We start from the raw sequence: 21,498 nt of genomic DNA, 5'->3' as shown, positions 1-21,498 counted from the left end.
CGAAGACCTTCCCCGATCCCGGCTACTCTGTTGACTACCGTAACCGGTTCGTTATCTTGTGACAACCTCGACGTCATCGAACAGCAGAATCCTGCGGATTTCCGGGCTTTTTCCCGCTTCCACTTCGTGATCAATCCCGTTCGGCGGTGACCGGCTCGTGACTTATGCCGTCGCCCTCAAGTCACGGCTAAAAGCTGCCGTATGCCGCCGCCGTGTTCCGTGCGATCCTGTCGCAGAGTCCATCGACGTCGGCCTGTAGGGTCTCCGCCATGGAACGCACGGTGTAGGGGATCAGGTAGCTGGCATTGGGTCGACCGCGAAAGGGGTGCGGGGTCAGGAACGGGGCATCGGTTTCCACCAAGACCAATGCGGGGTCGGCGATCGCCAGGGCCTCGCGCAGGTCGCGGGAGTTCTTGAAGGTCACGGTCCCCGAAAAGGACATGTACCAGCCGTGCGCGTTGCAGATCCGCGCTAGCTCGGCATCACCGGAGAAGCAGTGGAAGACGACGGTGTCGGGGATCGGGACCTGCCCCAGGATCTCCACGATGTCCGCATGCGCCTCCCGGTCATGGATCTGTACGGCCTGGTCATGACGGACGGCCATCTCCAGGTGGGCCCTGAAGGATTCCTGCTGCGCCGGACGTCCCTCCTGCCCGGTACGGAAGTAATCCAACCCGGTCTCCCCCACGGCCCGCACCCGCGGGTCCCCGGCCAGCCGGTCGATCTCGGCGAGCGCGGCCTCCAGTTCCCCGCGCTCGGCCAGCCGGGACGCGTCATTAGGGTGGATGGCCACGGCCGCCAGCACGCGGGGGTCGGCATGGGCTGCTTCGACCGCGAAGCGGGAGGACTCGACGTCGCAACCGACCTGGATGATCCCGGAGACCCCGACAGCGTTGGCTGTATCGAGCGCCTGGGCCACCGCGACCGTCACCTCGCCGTCACCGAAGTCCAGATGGGTGTGGTTGTCCACCACGGGAACGGCCAGCGGTTCGGGAGCCGGCGGGTAGGAGACATCGCGTTTGCTGCCGTTGGCGGCCTTCGAGTCGCGACGGGAACCGCCAGCCGACTCCCGCGCCGCCGGGTCCTCCCCGCTGGCGCGGTAGGCCGGCGGGGTGTCTCCGGGCAGGACGACGCCGTCGTCGCTCCCTGTCTCGGCTGGGGAGACATCCGGTCGAGGGGAAGGGCACATGGAGGGACTCCTGAAACGGGGACTGAATTTTTCGGCGGGCGGGCCGGACATCTAGGCTACCGCCGCAAACGAACCCTCAGGGGGCTGCCGGAACCCGGATCCACTCCTCGTGAGCCGCGTCACTCTTTTGATGGGTAGGCTGAAGGGGCACGGACCCCATCACGGACCAGAACACAGGGAGTAGACGCAGTGTCGACAACCACGGAACTCCCGTTGCCCTCCTCGGAGGAATTCGGCGTCGTCACGAGCCGCATCCTGAAGGCCATCGGCACGGTGATCGACGGGAAACCGGAGGTCGCCCGAACGGCGTTGCGCGTGCTGCTGGCCCAGGGGCACCTGCTGCTGGAGGATGTTCCCGGCGTCGGCAAGACCCTGCTGGCCAAGACCCTGGCACGTTCCGTGGCTGCCACGGTGAACCGCATCCAGTTCACCCCTGACCTGCTGCCTTCCGACGTCACCGGTGTCTCCATCTACAACCAGGACTCCCACGGATTCGAATTCCGCAGGGGTCCGGTCTTCGCGAACCTCCTCATCGGGGACGAAATCAACCGCGCATCGGCCAAAACGCAGTCAGCACTGCTGGAATGCATGGAGGAACACCAGGTCACCGTAGACGGGACGACCTACCCTCTGGCCGCCCCCTTCATGGTCATCGCAACGCAGAACCCGATTGAGCTCGAGGGCACGTTCCCGCTACCCGAAGCCCAACGCGACCGGTTCATGGCCCGGGTATCCATGGGGTACCCGGATACGGAGGCCGAATTGTCCATGTTGCGGAACCACCAGTCCGATTCGCCCCTGCAACGGGTCAGCCCCGTCGTGGACACAGCCACCTTGCTTTCGCTGATCGACATCGTCAAGGCTGTCCATGTAGCGGACGCCGTGCAGGAATACATCGTGGCACTGGGGCAGGCGACCCGCACCCACCCGGATATCCGCCTCGGGGCCAGCCCGCGGGCCCTGCTCCAGCTCCTGCGTGCTTCCAAGGCCGAGGCGGCACTGAACGGCCGAGACTTCGTGCTGCCCGACGACGTGGTGGCCAACTGCCCCTCGGTGCTCGGGCACCGGCTCGTGCTCCATCGCAAGGCGGAGATCGGCGGGACCACCGTGCAGGACCTCGTCGAATCGCTGCTGGCACAGGTCCCTGTCCGGACCTCGGCGCGTAGCTGACCTGGACGGCAGAGGGTGGACAGCGCAATCGGGCCCGGGCGCACCGGCCGTGAACCACTGCGGGTCCGCCTGCGGCTGTGGTTCCTGACGCCCCGCGGTTGGGCCCTCGTCGTCGCTGGAGCCGTCGTCCTGCTTCTGGCCTGGTTTCTCGGCCGGCGCGAGCTGGTCAATATCTCGATCTTCCTGTTGGCCGTACCCCTCCTCTCGGCAGCTGTCCTCGCCTGGGGGAAAACGCGGGTGAAGGTCCGCCGCAGTTTTGGCCCCGACCCGGTCACCACCGGCGGTTCCACCACGGTGACGTTGTCGCTGGGCCATGCCTCCCCTTTGCCTGCGGGGACGGTCCTGAACGATGAACTCCCGAAGGACTTCGGCAAAACGCCGTCGTTCTCCTCCGATGACCCCGGTCCGGTCGATGCCACGGCAGGGAAGCGGACCGCGTACCGGTATCGGCTGCGGCCCACCCATCGTGGTGTCTACGCGATCGGCCCGCTCCGGGTGCAGCTTTCGGACCCCTTCGGCCTGGCCATGCGTCCCATCGCCGTGGACCGCCCGACACCGCTGACCGTGGTCCCTGCGGTCCTCCCCCTGCCCATCACCGGAGTCGTGGGCAGCACCGGCACCCGCGGAACGGCCACCTCACACCATCAGGCCACCCCCGAGAACGACGACGTGATGACCCGCGAATACCGGGAGGGGGATTCGTTGCGGCGGGTGCATTGGCCGGCGACGGCCCGCCACAACACGTTGATGGTCCGGCAAGAACAGTTCCAACGCACCCCCCGAGCCACGCTCGTGGTGGACGCGCGACCACAGCCCTATCAGGGCAGTTATGTCGGTTCCGATGCCCCGACCCCGATCCCGAACTTCCTCCAGGCCCCCGGAACCACCACCCCGTGCTTCGACTGGAACATCCAGGCGGTGATTTCCGTGGGAGCCCACCTGGCCGAACAGGGCTACGACCTGGAGATCCTGGACGAGACCGGCAGCCCACTGACCGGCGCAGCACCGGGGGCCTCAGGCCCCGGCCCCGGACTGTTCAGCGGGCCGCACGCTGCCGAGGATCTTCAACTGTCCTTGGCCTCGGTGGGTTTGAAGCCGGCACCCCGCCGCCAGGAATCAGCCGTCGATCCCCTGGACTTCTTTCCACGCGGTGGGCAGGGTCCCCTCCTGCTGTTCACCGGTGCTCCCACCGGGGACCAGGCACAGTCCTGGGTAGACCGCATGGGAACCCACCGGAAGGTCATGGTGTTCCTGGTGGCCAGTCGTCCCACCGCCACGGCGGCCGGCACACGGGTCTTCCGGACCGCTGGCTGGACGGCAGTACCCGTGGATGCGAAGACCGAGTTGGCGCAGGCCTGGCTGGAACTGTCTGCCCAGGAGCGGCGCACCGGCGCCCGGGGGCAGGCATGAGCGCCCCGGCCGTTACCCGCCGGACACCGGCCGGACGAAAACCAACGCGGCGGAACCGCGGAACCCAGTGGCTGCTCTTCACCGCGCTGCTGGTGGCCGTCGTGGCCCCGGTCAGTGGACTCTGGGGGGTCATCGACGGCCGGCTGTGGTTCGATCAGGCCACCGTCACCGTCGCCGGAACCCTCGCCGCGGGAACCCTGGTGCGGATTCGGGGTCTTTCTGCCGGGCTGAGCTTCACCGCCTCGGTGGCCGGGCTGATCGTCATGCTCACCCTGCAGTTCTTCCCCTCCACTGCTGTGCTGGGGGTGATCCCCACCGCCGAAAGCGTGCGCCGGGCCCTGGACTTCTACCCGCAGGCCAGGGATGCCGTCCTCGTCCAGGCCCAGCCCGTGTTGTCCGAGGACCCCCTCATCTTTTTCATCTGCCTGGCCGCCGGGCTGACGGCCCTGATGGTGTACCTGCTGGTCGTCGGCCTGCGGGTCCCGGCACTGAGCGCGCTGCCGCTCTCGGTTTTCCTCGTCATCTCCTCCCTCGTCAAAACCGATGGGGCCGGCCTGCTGCATGTGGGGCTGACAGCCATCGGCTACCTGGTGGTCCTCGCCGGAGCCCGGCTGGAGCGTCGTGCCACCTCCCCCGGGGCTGCGCTGCGCACCGGTGTGCTGCGTCAGGGCGTTCTCATCGCCGCGGCCGCGCTCACCCTGATGCTCGTGGTGCCCCTCGCCCTGCCCGGTTTCTCCCAGGGGCTCATGCCGCAGGGCCAGCGGCTCTACCTGTTCGGTAAACCCAGTGGGGTGAACCCGGTGTTGAATCTGGGTGTGAATCTGCGTGACCGCCTGGGCGTGACCACGCTGACCTATTACACGGACTCCTCCGAACCGCTCTACCTGCGCACCGCGGTCATCTCCGATCTGGGGGCCAAACGGTGGGAGCCTTCGGATCTTGAGGTCGGGCGGGACCATAGCGCCGAAAACCTGGCCCCCTCGCCCGACGGCTTCCCGGCGCAGAGCGTGCCGCGCACCCGGACCGTCCATACCCGGGTGGTGACGGGGAACTACCAGAGCCCGTGGCTGCCGATGCCCCGCGAGGCGGCCTCGGTGACGGGGCTGGCCCAGGAATGGGGGTATAACGGTGGGACCGACACCATGTTCTCCCAGGCCGAGGCCAGCAGCAGGAAGCTGGACTACACGGTCACCTCGCAGGTACCGGTGATCGATGCCGCCGCCTTGGAGGCCAGCTCCGCCCGCCTAGCCCGGGACCCGGGGTCTGCTACCGACCGGCTGCCCAAAACCTCTACGGATCTTCCCCGGAATCTGCCGAAGATCATTCCTGATACGGCCCGCCAGATCACCCGGAAGGCCCACGCCACCACCGCCTACGAGGAGGCCGTCGCGCTGCAGGAAGAACTGCGCAGCGTCGACTACACCTATTCGGAACAGACACCGCTGGAACAGGGGTACGACGGCAACGGGGTCGGCGTGGTGGCGGCGTTCCTGAAGCAGAAGAGCGGCTACTGCACCCACTATTCCGCGGCCATGGCCCTGATGGCCCGCACCTTGGGCGTTCCCAGCCGGATTGTTGTGGGCTACGCGCCGGGCCGGAGCAATGGGGCGCAGGCGCTGGGCTCGGACGGAAAACAGTGGTCCGGCTACGATTTGAGCCCCAGCAGCGCCCATGCCTGGCCCGAACTCTTCTTCCCCGACCTCGGGTGGGTCCCCTTCGAGCCCACCCCCGGCCGCGGGACCACCCCGTCCTATGCCAGCGACAGCCCGGACGGCGGGCCCGCCCCCTCACAGGCACCGGACACCGATCCAACCCGCGCCAGAACCATCCCCGACGCGAATCCAAGCGCCGAACCGTCCATCCCGCCCGCTGCAGGAGCCCAGAGCTCCGGGAACGACGACGGGATCTCAGCGGTGATGCCGGCCCTGCTGGCGCTGGTGGTGTTGCTGGGGCTCTTCGGCCCGTTGGGGATCCGGCGGTGGCAACGCTCCCGTCGTATCCGCAGCATCCACCGGGCCACCGATTGGCGCGATGCCGTGGCCAGCGCGTGGGAAGAACTCCTGGCCTTGGGGCGGGACTATGGGCTGGCCCAAGACCCCCAGGAGACCGACGCCGCCTACGCGAGCCGGCTGCAGGATCATCTGCCCGATGCCGCACCCGAGGTGCAACGGCTTCGGGAAGCCTTCGAACGGGCGAGTTTTTCCCTCGACGCACAACCGCGCCGCCAGTTGGTCCCGCGCGGCCCGGCCAGCGGCATCCACCGTCCCCGGGCCAGCCGGGAGCTGGCCCTGGACGAGGCGTTGGATGCAGCCCTGACCGATATCGAGCAAGGCTTCTCCGACGCGGCCAGCCCCGGACGTCAATTCCTGGCCCGGGCCTGGCCCGCCTCGTTGCTCAGACGCTAGACGGCGTATGGGTCGGCGATGCCGATGTACTGGGCGCTCGTGTACTCGTTGAGGCCTTCGGAGCCGCCTTCACGGCCCATGCCCGACTGCTTGACCCCGCCGAAGGGGGCCGCGGCGTTGGAGATCACGCCGGCGTTGAAGCCCACCAGTCCGAACTCGATCTGCTCGGAGACACGGAACATGCGATTGACGTCTTGGGAGTAGACGTAGGAGGCCAACCCGTATTCGGTGGAGTTGGCCAGCTTGATGGCTTCCTCTTCGGTTTCGAAGACGGTCACCGGGGCCACGGGGCCGAAGATCTCGCTGCCCAGGATCGCCGCATCCTGGGGAACGTTGGCCAGCACGGTCGGCTCGTAGAAGTAGCCGGCACCCTCGCGGGCTCGTCCACCGGTCAGCGCCTCGGCGCCGGCGTCGAGCGCTGCGGTGACCAGCGAATGCACATCATCACGGGCGCCACCGTCGATCAGCGGGCCAACCTTCGTGGAGTCCTCGGTGCCTCGTCCCAGGGTGAGCGCCCCCATGGCATCGGCGAATTTACGGGTGAACTCTTCGGCCACCGGCGCCTGGACCAAGAAACGGTTGGCAGCGGTGCAGGCCTCACCCATATTGCGCATCTTCGCGGCCATGGCCCCTTCGACGGCCCGGTCCAGGTCGGCGTCGGCGAACACGATGAACGGGGCGTTGCCACCCAGTTCCATGGAGGTGCGCAGCACGTTGTCGGCGGCGTCCTTGAGCAACTGCTTGCCCACCGGCGTCGAACCAGTGAAGGAGACCTTGCGCAGCCGCGGGTCCTGCATGAGAGGTCCGGAGATGCCCGACGCCGATTTCGAGCTGGTCACGTTCAACACTCCTGCCGGCAGCCCGGCCTCCAGCATCGTGGCGGCGAAAAGCTGGCTGGTCAGCGGTGTGAGTTTCGCCGGCTTGAGCACCATCGTGCAGCCGGCCGCGACGGCCGGGCCGACTTTGCGGGTGGCCATCGCCAGCGGGAAGTTCCAGGGGGTGATCAGCAGGCAGGGGCCCACCGGTTTGCGCTGCACGAGGATCTTGTTTTTGCCCTCGGGGGTCGTCACATAGCGGCCGTAGTCGCGCACTGCTTCCTCGGAGAACCAGCGCAGGAACTCGGAACCGTAGGTGACCTCGCCCCGGGATTCAGCCAGCGGCTTGCCCATTTCCAGGGTCATCAACAGGGCGAAATCCTCGGCACGTTCCTGCACCAGATCGAAGGCCCGCCGCAGGATTTCTGCGCGGTCGCGGGCCGGGGTGCGGGCCCAGGAGTCCTGTGCCGCATCGGCGGCGTCGAGCGCTGCCATGGCATCCTCGCTGGTCGCCGAAGCCAGGGTGGCCAGGACCTTTCCGGTGGCCGGGTCCTGGACGTCGAAGGTTCCACCGTCGGAGGCATCGCGCCATTCCCCGTTGATCAGCAGGCCGGTGGGAACGGAGGCGAGCAGTTCGGCTTCGCGCTCGGGGGTGATGGTCATCGGTGGTCTCTCCCGCGTCAGGGTGGATGGGGTTCTATCAGACCTCACGTTAGCCAGAGGTCCTCCCGGCTGTAAATGCAGGGATGCATCATGACCACCCCATGTGGTTGTGCATCCGCCCGGGGCTAGCGGCGGGCTTCAAGGACCGCCGCGTAGAGTTCGCGTTTGGAGATCCGCTCCCGTTCGGCAATGGCGGCGACCGCGTCCTTGAGCCGCAGACCACCCCGTTCGAGCTCCTGCACGGAGGAAACATGGTCCACGGCACGGGAGGGCGCGTCTTCGGCCGCCCCGGAAACGACGACGGCGATTTCCCCCCGCACCTGTCCTTCGGCCCATTCGAGGAGTTCCAGCAGGGAACCGCGTTTCACCTCCTCATACATTTTGGTCAGTTCCCGGGCAACCGCTGCCCTCCGGTCCTGACCGAAGGCGTCGGCCAGGGCCCGCAGCATGGGGGCCAGCCGGTGGGGGGCTTCGAAGAAGACCATCGTGCGGCGTTCCTTCTGAAGTTCGGCCAGCCGTCCAGCCCGCTCCCCCGGCTTACGGGGAAGGAAGCCTTCGAAGGTGAAGCGATCGGTCGGCAGCCCGGAGAGGGCCAACGCGGTCAACACGGCGGAGGGTCCCGGCACTGCGGTCACCAGCAGGCCCTCGGCGCCGGCCGCCTCGACCAGCCGGAACCCGGGATCGGAGACGGCAGGCATACCGGCGTCGGAGACCATCAACACGGTCAGCCCCTGGCGGGCCAGGTCCAGCAATTCTGCGGTCTTCACGCCCTCGTTGTGCTCGTGGTAGCTGATCACCCGGCCGGGGATCCGCAATCCCAGGGCCTGGGCCAGATGGTGGAATCTCCGGGTGTCCTCCGCGGCAATGACATCGGCGCCGGTCATCAACTCGATCAACCGCGGAGAGGCATCCCCCAGGTTCCCGATCGGGGTGGCAGCCAGCACGATCTGCCCGTTCGCCCCCTCTACCCGGGGCTGGGCTGAGGGCGCGGGTTCCGGGGTGTCGGACACGGGGTCTGCAGGATCATTATTCACCCCGCCAGCCTACCGTCGGCAGCGCCGGTAGAGTTGTCCCGTGAGCGCCCTGAAATCGTCCCGCCCCGTCTGGGTCCAGACCCCGCGGTCGGCGTTCACCTACCGGGCCCTGACGGAGAGGTTGCAGGGCGTCGTCGCCCCGGTGAGCCGGCTGAGTTGGATGGTCCCGCTGGTCATCACCCTCATTGCTGCTCTCATGCGTTTGGTGAACCTGGATCAGCCCCACGCCCTGACTTTCGACGAGACGTATTACGTCAAGGACGCCTTCACGCTGCTCTCCCACGGGCATGAGATGGAGTGGCCGGACGACCCCAATCCCGCGTTCCTTGACGGCACACCTGCCCCCTTGGACAGCCCCGAATACGTGGTCCATCCGCCCTTGGGCAAATGGATGATTGCCGTGGGGATGCTCCTGTTCGGTACCGACAGCGGGATGGGATGGCGTTTCTCCGCGGCCATCGTGGGAACGCTGGCCGTCCTGTTGGTCACTCTCATCGCCCAGCGTTTATTCAACTCGATCACCCTCGGTGCAGTGGCCGGCGGCCTGAGTGCCGTCGACGGCCACCAGTTGGTCCTGTCACGGACCTCCTTATTGGACATTTTTCAAATGTTCTTCATCGTCGCCGCCTTCTACGCCCTTCTGGTGGACCGCTCCCACGGACGCAGGATCCTCGCCAGAAAAGTCTCAGCAGCGGTAGACCCGCAAACCGGTGTTCCCCCACGATCCTTCCTGGAGTTCGGCCCGTGGATGGCCTGGCGGCCATGGCGGTTGGTTTTCGCCCTGATGCTCGGCGGCGGCTTGGGCGTGAAATGGTCGATGCTCTCCTTCGTGGCGGTCTTCTGCCTGCTAACGGTGCTATGGGATATGCAGGCACGACGGACGGTGGGAATCCGCCGCTGGTTGACGGCAGGGATCATCCGCGACGGCATCCCCGCGTTCTTCCTCATCATCCCGTTGACCGTTGCCACGTATATCTCGACCTGGGCCGGCTGGTTTCTCACGGCGGGCGGCTACGACCGCACCTGGGCTGCGGATCATCCCGGTGAAGGGGTGGGATGGCTGCCTGCCCCGCTTCGCTCACTGTGGGAGTACCACCGCAGCGCCTACGAGTTCCACCAGGGGCTCAGTTCCCCCCATGCCTGGGAGTCAGGCCCGTGGACCTGGCTGTTCGCCGGCCGGCCCGTCCTGTTTTATTACCACGGATCGGAGGCCGGGGATCCGGGTTGTCCGGTGGGTTCCTGCGCCTCGGTGGTCACCGATCTTCCCAATCCGGTGCTCTGGTGGGCCGCGACCCTCTCCCTCCTGGTCGTGCTGTTGTTTTGGGCGGGACGCCGCGATTGGCGGACGGGGGCCATTTTGGCGGGCATACTCGCCGGATTCGGCCCGTGGTTCCTCTATTCGCAACGCACCATGTTCTTCTTCTACACGATCACTTTCGAACCATTCATGATCCTGTCGCTCACCTTCGTGCTCGCCCTGGCCCTGGGTGGGGTGGGTGCTTCCGTGGCCCGACGTCGAACCGGGCTCATCGGTGTGACTGCTTTTTTGGCTTTGGTGGTGCTGGTTTCGGCGTTCTTCTGGCCGGTCTGGACCGGACAGACGATTCCCTATGAGGCCTGGCGACTGCGTTTGTGGATGCCCAGCTGGGGCTGATGTTCCGCGATACCCCGCTCAAACACTGCGGGCCGCTGCCTCGGGGATCATCCCCGAGGCAGCGGCCCGTTTCCGTACGTGGAACCTGGTTTAGAGCAGGCCCATCTCCCGGTCCACCTGGCGTTGCCGCGCCCGGTCACGGCGCTTGCGTGAGGGCCAGTTGGTGATCAGGAACACCAGGGAGGTGATGAGCACCAGCCCGGCGATCACGATTCCCGCATCCATCCAGAACTGTTCCGGGTAGAGGCGGATCAAGGTGTCGTTGGCGTGGAACGTCCAGTTGCCTTGGGCGAAGAACAGCTCGTGGAAGTCCGTGAAGAACGTCCCGAAGTTCAGCACAGCCAGTACCGTCAGCGCGATCATCACGACCAGGGTGATGACCGAACCGGCGAAGAACGCCCGGCGGATGCCTCCCGCGTAGCGGCGCCATAGGTACAGGCAGATCAGGATGGCCAGCAAGGTCAGGATGATCCCTGCGGCATACGTGATCCCGATGATGGATTTCACGTCGGCCATATGGGACACCTCATTGGCCAGGAACAGCGGGTCCCCGTTGGTGTCCACCAGGTTACCCAGATAGGCGGAGGGAGCCGAGTTGTTGATGTAGTCCACCCCGTAGTTCCCATAGGTCAGCCGGTCGGCTTGGCTGAAACCATAGCCGTCCGAAGGGAACCCTGGACGGTGATAGTCCAACCAGAGGAACCAGGAACTGGCTACCGCACGAATGGACCCGATGACCACGATGAAGGGGAAGGCAATCGCCAGGAAGGTCTGCACGATCCGCGCGAACACCGGTTTGGCCGTCAGCGCGGCGTCTCGGGCGTGCTGACGGCGCTGGGCTTCCCGGTCGGTTTCGGCGGCAGGTCCTGCGGGGATCGGTTCCTGACGTTTGGCTGCGGCCGCCGAATCGGCGCGTACCGTTTCCCCGTCGGTATCCGGATCCTGACCGGCCAACGGTTCCGCGGCAACTGCCGCTCCCGTTGCGGCGTCCTGCTCCGAACGGGGCATCGCCTGGGTCTGGGAGGAAGGCTCCTGCTGCCATGCCGGCAAGGCCTGGGTGCGGGAGTCGTCGGTTGCGCTCGGCTCGTCGGTGGCAGAGGCTGCCGCGTTTTCATCGCCCGTGGCCGCGGCGAATTCGGAGTCCCAGGCCTCGGGGGTTTCCGCTACCGCGGGTGAACCGGTATCGGCACCTTCGCCTCTGATGGCAGCTGTTTCCCGGGTGGCGTTTTGTGGGGTGTCGACCATGGGCTCCTCCGGATCCGGCCCCTTCAGGAACTCAGGAACTTCCGGGTCGTCCGCGGTGGGCGCCGGCCGGTCGTTGTCCAGGTCCCCGGGTTCGGGTCCTTCTGGCACGGCGTTCTTATTCTCCATCAATGTGTCCTTCCCTGTTGGCATGCAAAGTCGTTAGGCGACGGCCGCGGTGGCGCCGGCGTCGTAGGTTCCTAGATCCCCGGTGAATCCTGCGTTGACGGCCCGCCGGCCCAGGACCAGCGTGTAGGTCCAGTAGCCGGCCAGGACCATCAGGCCGATGCCCAGGCGGACCCCATGCGGCAACCCGCTGGGGGTGACGAATCCTTCGACCAGCCCGGAAATAAAGAGCACCACGACGAGCCCCAGGGCCACCGTCATCAACGATCTGCCTTCCACGGCGAGGGAACCAATCCTGGTCCTGGCCCCGGGAGCCACCCACGCCCAGAAGATGCGCAGGCCAGCAGCGCCGGCGATGAAGATCGCCGTCAGCTCCATGAACCCGTGCGGCAGGATGTAGAGGAAGAAGGTGTCGAGCTCACCCAGCGAGGACATCAGCCCCCCGGCCATCCCCACCGATACCGCGTTCTGGTAGAGCACGAAGGGCACATACAGCCCCGAGATTCCGAAGGCCACACACATTCCGGCGATGAGTGCGTTATTCGTCCAGACCGCACCGGCAAAGGAGGCGGCGGGGTTCTCCGAGTAGTAGTCAACAAAATCATGGTGCACGTATTGCTGCAGATCGGCATCGGAGCCCATCGCCTTGAGCACGCTGGGGGTGTGGGCAGCCCAGAGTCCGGAGGCAAAGGCGATAGCGATGAACACCAACCCCAGCACGATGGTGAGCACCCGGATCCTGTAAAAGGCCGCCGGCAGCGTGTAGACGAAGAACGTGGCGATCTCTTCCAGCACAGGGGTCCTGGCCCCCGTGAAACGGGTACGTGCACGCGAGATCCTGGCGGAGAGGTCGGCAGAGACGACGGCATCGGGTTCGATCGATCCGACCATCGACAAATGGGTCGACACGCGTTCGTAGAGCCCCAGGAATTCGTCGGATTCGGCACCGGTCAGTCGACGCCTGGAGGACAGGACGTCAAGGCGGTCCCACTCCTGCCGATGAACGGCGACAAAGGCATCAAGATCCACGTTCCCAGCCTAACGTGGGGGTGTCGGCTAGATTGGGATGACGGCCGCGTTGCGCCGGGTCAACCCCGGCACCGGTCGGGCGTCCGATCACCCAGCCTCGACGGAGGGATACCGTGAGCACGATCATCACCGGCGAGGCAGTCGTCCTGCAGTTGCGTCCCGCCAGTTTCGTGCTGCGCGCCGTGGGATGCTTCATTGACTATCTGGTTTATCTGATCGGTCTGGTCGCTTCGCTGGTCCTGCTCGAGAAACTGGCTTCCGGTTTTGACAGTGCGGCCATCCGCGCGGTGGTCATCATCGTCGTCGTGCTGTGGATCGTGGCTGTTCCGGTGCTGGTGGAAACCCTGAGCCGCGGGAAGTCCTTGGGCCGGCTGATCATGGGGTTGCGCATCGTGCGCGATGACGGCGGTTCCATCCGTTTCCGCCACGCCTTCATCCGGGCGATGCTCGCCCTGCTGGAGGTCCTGGCACTTTTCGGTTCGCTGGCCTTGCTGGTCTCTTTCGCCAACGAACGCGGTAAACGTCTGGGAGACATGCTCGCCGGCACCTACTCGATGCGCGAACGCCGCGAACGCGTGGCCCCGTTGGTGCTTCCCGTGCCCCAGCAGCTGCGTCCTTGGGCCGAACTGGCCGATGTGGGGCGGATCCCCGACCCCCTGGCGGCACGTATCGCCCGCTTCATCCGTCAGGGCCCTTCCATGGCTGCGGCCTCCCGGGAGCAGGTCGCCGCCACACTGGCCTCGGACCTGCAGCCGTATGTTTCCCCCGCGCCACCGTTTGGCTGCCCACCGGAACAGTTCCTGGCGGCCGTGGTCGCCGAACGGAGGGAACGCGACTACCGGCGTCTGAGCGCCGTGGCAGAACGCCAACGCACGGTCCGCGAGCGTATCCACCGGCTGCCCTTCGGCAACTGACCGGCGATCTGCCGGTTCCCTAGTATCGGTAGTGTTCGGGTTTATAGGGCCCTGCGGGATCCAACCCCAAATATTCGGCTTGTTCCGTCCTCAGCTCGGTCAATTCAATGCCGAGGGCGTCGAGGTGGAGGCGGGCGACCTTCTCGTCAAGAATTTTTGGCAGCACATAGACCTGTCGTTCGTAGGCTGGATCTGCGCCGTCATCGGTGCCCCGCTGCCGGCTGAAGAGTTCGATCTGTCCGATCGTCTGGTTGGCGAAGGAATTGGACATGACGAAGCTGGGGTGGCCGGTGGCGTTGCCCAAGTTCAGCAGGCGTCCCTCGGACAGCACGATGATCGAGCGTGCGGTATCGGTTCCGCCGTCGAAGACCCATTCATGGACCTGCGGTTTGATCTCGACCTTGGTGATGCCCGGCACCGCGGCGAGCCCTGCCATATCGATTTCATCGTCAAAGTGTCCGACGTTGCCCACGATGGCTTTGTCCTTCATGGCAGCCATGTCTTCGGCCCGGATAATCCCCGTCCCACCGGTGGTGGTGATGAAGATATCGCCCTGGCCGATGACCGACTCCAGCCGGGCGACCTGGTAGCCATCCATGGCGGCCTGCAGCGCGCAGATCGGGTCGATCTCGGTGATAATCACGCGTGCGCCTTGGCCCCGTAGCGCCTCCGCCGCCCCCTTGCCCACGTCGCCGTACCCACAAACCACTGCCACCTTGCCGCCGATGAGCACGTCGGTTGCCCGGTTGATGCCATCGGGCAACGAGTGGCGGATGCCGTATTTATTGTCGAATTTGGATTTGGTGACCGAGTCGTTGACGTTGATGGCGGGGAACAGCAGTTCCCCGGATTCGGCGAGTTGATAGAGCCGGTGGACCCCCGTGGTGGTCTCCTCGGTGACTCCCAGGATTCCTGCGGCGAGGCGGGTGAACTTGCCGGGGTCTTGCGCCAGTGAACGGCGCAGCACGTCCAAGACAATCGTGTATTCGGCGCTATCGGCTCCAGTTGCTGCCGGAACAGATCCTGCGGCTTCGAAGCCGACCCCCTGATGGACGAGCATGGTGGCATCTCCACCGTCGTCCAGAATCAGGTTCGGGCCCCGGGCGGGGTCGGTATCTGCTCCCGGCCAGGAAAGGATCTGCTCGGCGGTCCACCAATACTCCTCCAGGGATTCGTTTTTCCAGGCGAAAACCGGCACCCCCTGGGGTTGTGCGGCACTCCCGGACCCCACGACGACGGCTGCTGCTGCCTCGTCCTGGGTGGAGAAGATGTTGCATGAGGCCCAACGGACCTGGGCACCCAAGGCGGTGAGCGTCTCGATCAGCACTGCCGTCTGGACGGTCATGTGCAGTGACCCGGCAATCCGTGCCCCGGCCAGGGGTTGGGAGCTGGCATATTCGGCTCGCAGGGACATCAGGCCAGGCATCTCGTGTTCGGCGAGCCGAATCTGGTGGCGGCCTGCCTCGTGCAAGGAAATATCGGCGATCCGGTAGTCAAAGCCCACGGCTAGTCCACCTCCGGGGTCCGGCTGACGCCTTCGGCCGGGGAGGGGCCCAGCATGACGGGGATTCCTTCGCGCACGGCGTACCGCGGGGTGCTGCCGTGCGCGTCGAGGGCGGTGGCGACCAACGCGTCGCCGTCCTGGGTGAGCGTCGAGCCGGTGACCGGGCAACGCAGGATCTCAAGGAGCTGGGGTGTGATGTGGGCCATGGGCCCAGTTTATGGCTTTAGCGTGGTTCACGCAGAATACGTAGAGGCCCTCGTCCGTTGTCCGTGTCCTCCGGCGGGTCCAGCGGTGTTGGTGCGGTGCGAGCCGAGATGGAATTCGTCGGACCGCTTTCGGGTTCGACGAGGGTCTCCCGGCGATCCGTCGCCGGTGGGCGGGGTTCGGACACCGCGTCGGCCAAGGCGGAGAGTTCATCGGAAGCCACACGGGGTGCTTCGGGAAGTTCCAGGCGCAGGACCTGCCAGCCACGCGGCACGGTCAGCCGGTGGGCGTGCTCGCTACATAAGTCGTAACAGTGCGGTTCGGGGTAGGTGGCCAGTGGCCCGAGAACGGCGGTGGAATCGGCGTACACAAACGTCAGGGTCGCGATGGCCGAGCGGCCACAGGCGGAGCGTGAACAAAGTCGAAGGGATCCCACGAGAAAACAGCTTACCTGCCGTGCCCTCGGCTACGCCCCAAGCAGCCGGGCATGGCGGGAAACGGTTCCCCCGCCCACGTCGAAGATCTTCGGTAGGCTCGGTGTCATGGCAGAAGGTTTCACGGTGCGGTTTGAAGATCCCGGGACGGCGAGCCGCCCCGCTGCGCGGGCAGACACCGAGACGAATTCCGGAGCGTTCCTCCGCCGTCGACGCAACCGGCATGGACGCGGTCTGCGCGGAAACCTCATGCACCCCGGGTTGCCCGGCTCACGGACCCGCGCCGAACGCTTCGAGGATCTCATCGCCGAATCCGCCGAACGTCTCGAATTGTTGTGGGGCCAGCCCATCGCCTCGATGGAATTCACGACAGAGCTCATGCCGCGCAGCACCTCGTTGGACTATTCCGAGGCCTCGGGACGTCCGGTTCCCCTGGGCAGGTCATGGGGGGCCACCCCGCGCCGCCTCGCCCGGGTGACCATCTACCGGCGCCCCGTGGAGGAACTGGCTGGTTCACCCATGGTGCTCCCCGAAGTCGTGCATCTGGCCGTCGTCGAACAGGTGGCCGAGCTTTTGCTGCGTGAACCCGAGGAAATTGATCCCGATTACCACCCGTGGGAGGGCGGCTTCTAGCGCCTCGCCTTGCCGAGGCTCAGTAGCGCAGGTCCACGCTGATATCGGTGGCACCTCGGGTGGCCGGCGGAAGCGGAAGAACCGAGACATCAGTTTTCCCGTGGGTGGCCAGCAGGCTGCCGTAAACGGGATCCCCACTGGCGCTGAGGGTCACGGCGACCACATCCTGTCCCAAGGAATCGATGCTGCGTTCCACGCTGTGGCCCTGATCCACCTCCACGGTGACCGCCTTGCCGACCTTGCCGTCGGAAGTGACCGGACGCAGGTCGATGCTCCCGGCCCCGTCCCGGGCCAGGAAGAGGAACCGAGATTCGGCCCCCTCGGGGACGACGACGAGATGTTCGCCGCCCAGCCGGTGTGCCGCACCAGCCCAGGCAGCATCGGTCCGTTTTTTGGCCTTGGTTCCCCGGGTCATGCGCACGGAAGCAGCCACCGGCTCCTCCGAGTCCACGATGGCCGTGTAGTTCCCTGCCTTGACTCCGGTGAGATGCACGCTGGTGGTGGCACCGGCTTGGGCCGTGTATTGGCCGTCGCGGGGCAGGTCCACCGGACCGTCCTTGCCCACCAGTCGGACCTTGACGTTTTGATCGCTGGCCCCGGGAACGGTCAGATCCAGGGTCGGGGCGGCGTCCTCGTACCCCTTCTGTGAGGTGATGTCCTTCTGGGTCTTGGCGTCCTGGATGAGGATCCCGGGGACGACCTGGTGTTCATCGGGGGTAGCCGCCGGCTCGATGAAGTCCACGCCTCCCGGCGTCAGGCCACGCAGCGTGCTTTGTTGGATGATGGCGCTGACCGGTGCACCGGTGGACGTGGCCTTGACGGAGAGTGATTTCTCCCCCGACGCCATGCCGCCCAAGACGATCGACGTCGACTCCCCCGGGGCGATGATGATGCCACGGGCGTTGCCCGCCTCGATAGGGCCCTTGGAACCGTAGAGTTCCAGATCGACGGTGGACGGGGAGGCCGACGGGTTGGCCAGGGTCAGCAACGCCGTGCTGCCGACCGTGGTCGAGGCACCCGTGAGCCACTGTTCGTTCGCCGGGACCTGACAGTTCGCCGCCGCCAGCCCGGCCAAATCGCCGTCACCGGCAACGTAGCTGCGCACTGCCCCGGCAGTGGACTGCCGGCCGCCCAGCGGTTGGACGCGCAGGTTCGCTGCCGACGGCTCGCTCACACCGGAGGCTGTCTTGGCTTTCCGGCCGGTGAACCCGTCTTCACCGGTGGATTGATCTTCGCTGGCCTTCTCGTCCGAGAGTCGCTTGGACAAGGTGCGCACCGTCGTCCCGTCGAGTTTCTCCACCGCGGCACCGGGGAGGCGCTCGGCGGCATCGGAGAGCACCGTTGAACGGATCATCGTCTTTTCAGAGTCCGAGGCGGCAGCGAAAGCCGGGTCGGTGCCTTCTCCTGCAGCACCATCGACCAACCGAGCCGTCGCCGGGCACTGGCCCACATAGTCCCCCGCGGGTACCGAGACACGCGGAACGGCCCCAACCTCGGGTGCCGAGAGGGGGCCGTTGAGCGAACCCACGGCAATGCCGCCGCCGGTGGCCACCAGCAAAACAGCCCCCAGTGAGGCCGCTGCGGCGCGTCCGCGGCGCGGTAAGCGGTTCCGGGTCATGACTTGTGCTCCTCAGCTCCTGACGTGCCCTCCAACGGGGCATCGCCGTCGTCCTCGTCCTGCAGGTGTTCGCCGTCGGCATCATCAATATCCCACACGGATTCGGCGCTACCCGTCGTCCTGAATTCCTCCACCCGGCGGGCAGCGAACCGGCGGGAGGCAGGGATCGGGATGACCAGCAGCAGGGTCCCTGCGAAGACCAGGACCATCAGAATTCCTAGGGGCAGGGACCAGGGCGCCGAATAGCCGATCGATAGTTCTCCGGCTCCGCTGGGCAGTTTGAACGCCTGGGCCCACCCGTTGGTGGTGGACTCGAGAGCCTTGCCGTCGTAGGTGGCTTCCCAACCGGGGTCGGCCCGTTCGGCCAACACGACGGTGCGCCCCTTCGGGCCGTTGGGTAGCGCGTGGGCCTGCACGCGGGCCGCATGGGATCCGATGAGTGAGGTGGTCTCGCCCTCGGCATCAAGCAACCTCACACGGGCGGTGAATTCGTTGGGGGTTTCGGCGTCCTTGATTTCGGTGTCGGGGGTCACCCGCCACAGCCACCCTGCCTCGGTGTAGCCAACGGGGGCCAGTCCCGGAACACCGTCAAGACGGCCAGCCAACGTGGAAACACCTTCGGGGACCTGCAGCACCACGAAACTGACTCCGAAACGGGCCAGTTCCGGCCGCGGGTCGATGGCTTGGCCCGAGGCCAGTCCGGCCACTGTGCTGCGGAGGTCTTTTGCTGAATCGTCGTCCGGTGCCGCCTGCGGATCGGTGAGTGTTCCCGTCAGCCGCGAGCTGGCGGAGACTGCTGAGAGTTGGTCCAGACTCATCCCCGATCCGCTCATCAACGTGGCGCTCATGGCCCCGTCGTTGCCCTCGGGAGCCAAAACGAGGGTGCGTTCCTGCAAGGGCGAGTTCCCTCGGTCTGCTGCCGTCGCGGGAAGCGTGCGCGCCGCAACGGGGAGTACGGCTTGCCCCAAGCCCAGATCCGACGTGGCGCCGGATTCGCCCGCCGCCGCATCCGCGGTTCCGACCGTACGGGGGGCCAGCCACAACGTGGTGGCCACCGTGGCCGAGGCCAGGACCAACACCACGGCTGCCGCCATGGCGGGGCCGGCGATCACCCGCAGCCTCGAGGTCTTGTGGATCCTGACGCTACGCATCCAGTCCAGGCCACCTGCGGCTGAGAGGAGGACGCCGAGCATGAAGACCGAAACGAACGGACCGGTGAAGGGAGTGACCTCACGGCCGGCGGTGACACCAAAGGGAAGTGCCTGCACGGCGTATCCGGTGGCCAGGGTCAGAACACCGGCCACCCAGGCGGTGCGGATGATCGCGCCGCGCCGGCCACGGCGTAGCAAACCGACGATGGCCAGCAGGAGCAGTGGAACACCCACGATGAGGGCGGCGATGAACGCCCACGGGCCAGGGAGCAGGTTCGCTGCCCATCCGAACCCATTGGCTCCCGCCATCGGGTCGAATGCCACGGGGAAGCCCAATGCCTGTTGCCACAGGTCCGCCGCCTGGAACGGCTGGACGACCCCTGGATCTGCCAGCAGGACCCGCGGGTTGTTCAGGGCAGCCGGAACACTTCCCAGTGCGAGGACCAGCGACGGCACCGGAACCCACCACAGGGTCCGGGCCCGGCGGCCCAAAGGAATCGCGAGCACCACCACCAGCACGACAGCCAGCGGCAGCAAACTCGGGGAGGCGGCAGTGACTGCCGCCAGGGCCAAGGCTGCCCCGGCAGCAGCGGTCCACGAGGGGACTCCATGCAAACCCGCCTTCGACGGCGGATCCGCTGGGGACGGGACGGCGTGCTGTTCGGTGCGCGGTCGGCCGGCGCCGACGGCACGGATCACTCCGAGGCCGACCAGCGGGACGAGGACGTGCACGGCGATGGCACCTGCCCGCCCCGAGCCCAGGGCAACTTGCAGTGCCGGGGCCAGCGCCCAGACGAGGGCGCCGAGTAACCGGGCGGCCCGGCTCGCCGTCACCGATCCGAGGGCCAGCCAGGCGAAGAGTGCCGCCAGCGGCATGGCCGCCAGATACAACACCACGATGGCGGTGTTGGGGGTACCGAACCCGAGCAGCGAGAGCAGCCAGAGCACCAGGTCGAAGGGATCACCATGCCCCGGCATCCCGGTTCCCAGGTCCTGCCACCAGCCAGTGGCGTGGGCCCAGATCCCTGAGAGTCGATCGCTCACCGGAAGCATCGATCCGCCGGCCAGTGCCCCGGAACCGAAGACGCTCCGTAGCCCCAGGAGGGCGACGACGGCCGTGGCCAGAACCGCAATCACGGCGCTGACCGAAGAGCTGGTGCGGGTCGGGGCAGCCAATTCCGCGAAGTCGTCGGAACTGTCGCCGGAGGGATTGGACGCCTCGGCCGTGACCCCTGAACCGTCGCCGAGGACCGTTGAGGTGCCTGCGGCCTGGAGGAGGTTGCGTCGGTGGGCCCACACTTCCCGACGCGGGACCATCAGCGGGCGGACCAGCGAACGGGAGACCTTCCGGGTCCGGCGGGCCCCGCGACGCGAACCGCGGAGGGCTACCGGGGAGAACACTGCGGTCAGGGTGCTGCTCAGTTGCCCGAAGCCGAAGGCCGGGTCCTTCGCCACCAGTGAGATGAGTAGCCGGAAGAGGGAACCAAGGATCGCGCCGAGGGCGACGAAGGGGACCTTCCAGGCGGCGGCGTGCTTGAGCCGCAAATAGACCTCGGCCCGGCGGCCGGCCAACGGGCCAGCGATGGAGCGGACCTTATCGGGAGCGTGGAGCATCTTGGCCGTCGGGACGACAACGACACGGTTGCCGGCCAACCGGTTACGCCAGCATAAGTCCAAGTCGTCGCCGAGTCCGGGCAGGGCTGGGTCGAAGCCGCCTAGATCCTCCCAGACGTCCCGGCGGACCAGTAGGCCTGCGGAATTCACTGCGAAGCGGTCGGAGCGGGAGTCGTATTGCCCCTGGTCGAGTTCGTCCACATCGATCATGGTCAGGCGTTCGCCCCAGCGGCTGATGCCCAACCCGACGTCCAGCAGGCGGCGCGGTTGATCGCGGTCCAGTTGCTTGCAGCCGGCAATGGTCACCGCTGGGGAGGTCTCCACAACCTCGAGGAGCGCCTCCAGGGCACCCCTGTCGGGGGCCGAGTCGTCATGGATCAGCCAGATCCAGTCCTGGATCTCGGGGTCCACGGTCGGAAGGTTTCCCGACGTCGTCGGGTCGCCCGCGCGGCGAGGGAGCGCATCCTCGCCGGTCACGCCCGCGCGCACCGAGGCGCCGAATCCTCTCGCCCGTGCCTTGACCAGCGGGCTGCCGGCCGGCAGCGAGTCGGTCAGGATGCGGGCAGAGTTGTCCTGGGAACCTGCGTCGACGCCGATGAAGTGATCGACCGGCCGGGTTTGGGTTGTCAGCGCTTCGAGGGTTGCCGGAAGGAAGCTCTCCCCGTCGTGCGCAACGACCACGGCCGTGA

The 21,498-nt window shown here is 66.6% G+C and carries 16 protein-coding genes; 6 read left to right on the top strand and 10 right to left on the bottom strand.

What is annotated here, in order from left to right; all coding sequences use genetic code 11:
• Positions 1 to 187: 187 nt before the first annotated feature.
• Entirely contained in the window at positions 188 to 1,189 is a 1,002-nt protein-coding gene (locus ACT3S2_RS09535) for a TatD family hydrolase (protein ID WP_444561588.1), read from the bottom strand.
• A gap of 189 nt (positions 1,190 to 1,378) precedes the next feature.
• Between ACT3S2_RS09535 and ACT3S2_RS09530 the strand changes: the two genes are divergently transcribed.
• Genes ACT3S2_RS09530 through ACT3S2_RS09520 form a run of 3 tightly spaced genes read left to right on the top strand, consistent with a single transcriptional unit; the run spans position 1,379 to position 6,174 of the window.
• Positions 1,379 to 2,359 (top strand): AAA family ATPase, encoded by a 981-nt coding sequence (locus tag ACT3S2_RS09530; protein ID WP_444561587.1) that lies wholly within the window; start codon positions 1,379 to 1,381, stop codon positions 2,357 to 2,359.
• 15 nt (positions 2,360 to 2,374) lie between these two features.
• Positions 2,375 to 3,769: a DUF58 domain-containing protein gene (locus ACT3S2_RS09525; RefSeq protein WP_087000507.1), complete on the top strand. Its 1,395-nt coding sequence runs from the start codon at positions 2,375 to 2,377 to the stop codon at positions 3,767 to 3,769.
• Positions 3,766 to 6,174 carry a transglutaminase TgpA family protein gene (locus ACT3S2_RS09520; RefSeq protein WP_087000505.1) on the top strand — a complete coding sequence of 803 codons (2,409 nt, stop codon included), beginning with the start codon at positions 3,766 to 3,768 and terminating at the stop codon, positions 6,172 to 6,174. Before ACT3S2_RS09525 ends, ACT3S2_RS09520 begins: the two co-directional genes overlap by 4 nt.
• Here ACT3S2_RS09520 and ACT3S2_RS09515 read toward each other — a convergent pair.
• Positions 6,171 to 7,652: an NAD-dependent succinate-semialdehyde dehydrogenase gene (locus ACT3S2_RS09515; protein WP_087000503.1), complete on the bottom strand. Its 1,482-nt coding sequence runs from the start codon at positions 7,650 to 7,652 to the stop codon at positions 6,171 to 6,173. The genes ACT3S2_RS09520 and ACT3S2_RS09515 overlap by 4 nt on opposite strands.
• A gap of 125 nt (positions 7,653 to 7,777) precedes the next feature.
• Positions 7,778 to 8,662, bottom strand: a complete 885-nt coding sequence (rsmI, locus tag ACT3S2_RS09510) for a 16S rRNA (cytidine(1402)-2'-O)-methyltransferase (RefSeq protein ID WP_241895337.1) — start codon at positions 8,660 to 8,662, stop codon at positions 7,778 to 7,780.
• 64 nt (positions 8,663 to 8,726) lie between these two features.
• Here rsmI and ACT3S2_RS09505 point away from each other — a divergent pair, with 64 nt between their 5' ends.
• A complete protein-coding gene (locus ACT3S2_RS09505; RefSeq protein ID WP_245806701.1) occupies positions 8,727 to 10,340 on the top strand; it encodes a dolichyl-phosphate-mannose--protein mannosyltransferase in 1,614 nt (537 codons plus the stop codon).
• Positions 10,341 to 10,430: 90 nt separating this feature from the next.
• Here ACT3S2_RS09505 and ACT3S2_RS09500 read toward each other — a convergent pair whose 3' ends face one another.
• Both ACT3S2_RS09500 and ACT3S2_RS09495 read right to left on the bottom strand, forming a co-directional pair.
• Positions 10,431 to 11,711 (bottom strand): TIGR01906 family membrane protein, encoded by a 1,281-nt coding sequence (locus tag ACT3S2_RS09500; RefSeq protein WP_179204333.1) that lies wholly within the window; start codon positions 11,709 to 11,711, stop codon positions 10,431 to 10,433.
• 33 nt (positions 11,712 to 11,744) lie between these two features.
• Positions 11,745 to 12,737, bottom strand: a complete 993-nt coding sequence (locus tag ACT3S2_RS09495) for a stage II sporulation protein M (protein ID WP_087000499.1) — start codon at positions 12,735 to 12,737, stop codon at positions 11,745 to 11,747.
• A 113-nt stretch (positions 12,738 to 12,850) separates the two neighbouring features.
• On the opposite strand from ACT3S2_RS09495, the gene ACT3S2_RS09490 reads away from it, so the two are divergent.
• The gene (locus ACT3S2_RS09490; protein WP_443347546.1) at positions 12,851 to 13,651 is read left to right on the top strand and encodes an RDD family protein; all 801 of its coding nucleotides are present in this window, start codon (positions 12,851 to 12,853) and stop codon (positions 13,649 to 13,651) included.
• 19 nt (positions 13,652 to 13,670) lie between these two features.
• Here the strand turns inward: ACT3S2_RS09490 and ahcY are convergent, their stop codons facing one another.
• From ahcY to ACT3S2_RS09475, 3 genes are read right to left on the bottom strand one after another with little or no spacing between them, the layout of a single operon-like run.
• Positions 13,671 to 15,155, bottom strand: coding sequence for an adenosylhomocysteinase (gene ahcY / locus ACT3S2_RS09485; RefSeq protein ID WP_443413571.1), 1,485 nt, complete (start codon positions 15,153 to 15,155; stop codon positions 13,671 to 13,673).
• Between the two features lie 2 nt (positions 15,156 to 15,157).
• Positions 15,158 to 15,361 carry a Trm112 family protein gene (locus ACT3S2_RS09480; RefSeq protein ID WP_087000493.1) on the bottom strand — a complete coding sequence of 68 codons (204 nt, stop codon included), beginning with the start codon at positions 15,359 to 15,361 and terminating at the stop codon, positions 15,158 to 15,160.
• 17 nt (positions 15,362 to 15,378) lie between these two features.
• A complete protein-coding gene (locus tag ACT3S2_RS09475) occupies positions 15,379 to 15,729 on the bottom strand; it encodes a DUF3499 family protein (RefSeq protein WP_428844165.1) in 351 nt (116 codons plus the stop codon).
• Between the two features lie 172 nt (positions 15,730 to 15,901).
• On the opposite strand from ACT3S2_RS09475, the gene ACT3S2_RS09470 reads away from it, so the two are divergent.
• Complete coding sequence (locus ACT3S2_RS09470) at positions 15,902 to 16,426, top strand: metallopeptidase family protein (protein WP_087000489.1); 525 nt, start codon at positions 15,902 to 15,904, stop codon at positions 16,424 to 16,426.
• A gap of 19 nt (positions 16,427 to 16,445) precedes the next feature.
• Here the strand turns inward: ACT3S2_RS09470 and ACT3S2_RS09465 are convergent, their stop codons facing one another.
• On the bottom strand, positions 16,446 to 18,044 hold the full coding sequence (locus ACT3S2_RS09465; protein WP_444561586.1) for a DUF5719 family protein: 1,599 nt from the start codon (positions 18,042 to 18,044) through the stop codon (positions 16,446 to 16,448).
• The gene (locus ACT3S2_RS09460) at positions 18,041 to 21,490 is read right to left on the bottom strand and encodes a glycosyltransferase family 2 protein (RefSeq protein WP_443347538.1); all 3,450 of its coding nucleotides are present in this window, start codon (positions 21,488 to 21,490) and stop codon (positions 18,041 to 18,043) included. Before ACT3S2_RS09460 ends, ACT3S2_RS09465 begins: the two co-directional genes overlap by 4 nt.
• Positions 21,491 to 21,498 lie beyond the last annotated feature (8 nt).

It is taken from the genome of Arthrobacter sp. AOP36-A1-22 (assembly GCF_052377615.1).
In the GTDB taxonomy this organism is placed as follows: Bacteria; Actinomycetota; Actinomycetes; order Actinomycetales; family Micrococcaceae; genus Arthrobacter_H.
This window is presented reverse-complemented; position numbering and strand designations above follow the sequence as displayed.

Excerpts from the sequence above, each read along its gene's own strand:
- ACT3S2_RS09520 (WP_087000505.1), top strand. The coding sequence starts at position 3,766 with ATGAGCGCCCCGGCCGTTACCCGCCGGACACCGGCCGGACGAAAACCA.
- ACT3S2_RS09535 (WP_444561588.1), bottom strand. The coding sequence starts at position 1,189 with ATGTGCCCTTCCCCTCGACCGGATGTCTCCCCAGCCGAGACAGGGAGC.
- ACT3S2_RS09480 (WP_087000493.1), bottom strand. The coding sequence starts at position 15,361 with ATGGCCCACATCACACCCCAGCTCCTTGAGATCCTGCGTTGCCCGGTC.
- ACT3S2_RS09500 (WP_179204333.1), bottom strand. The coding sequence starts at position 11,711 with ATGGAGAATAAGAACGCCGTGCCAGAAGGACCCGAACCCGGGGACCTG.
- ACT3S2_RS09470 (WP_087000489.1), top strand. The coding sequence starts at position 15,902 with ATGGCAGAAGGTTTCACGGTGCGGTTTGAAGATCCCGGGACGGCGAGC.
- ACT3S2_RS09465 (WP_444561586.1), bottom strand. The coding sequence starts at position 18,044 with ATGACCCGGAACCGCTTACCGCGCCGCGGACGCGCCGCAGCGGCCTCA.
- ACT3S2_RS09515 (WP_087000503.1), bottom strand. The coding sequence starts at position 7,652 with ATGACCATCACCCCCGAGCGCGAAGCCGAACTGCTCGCCTCCGTTCCC.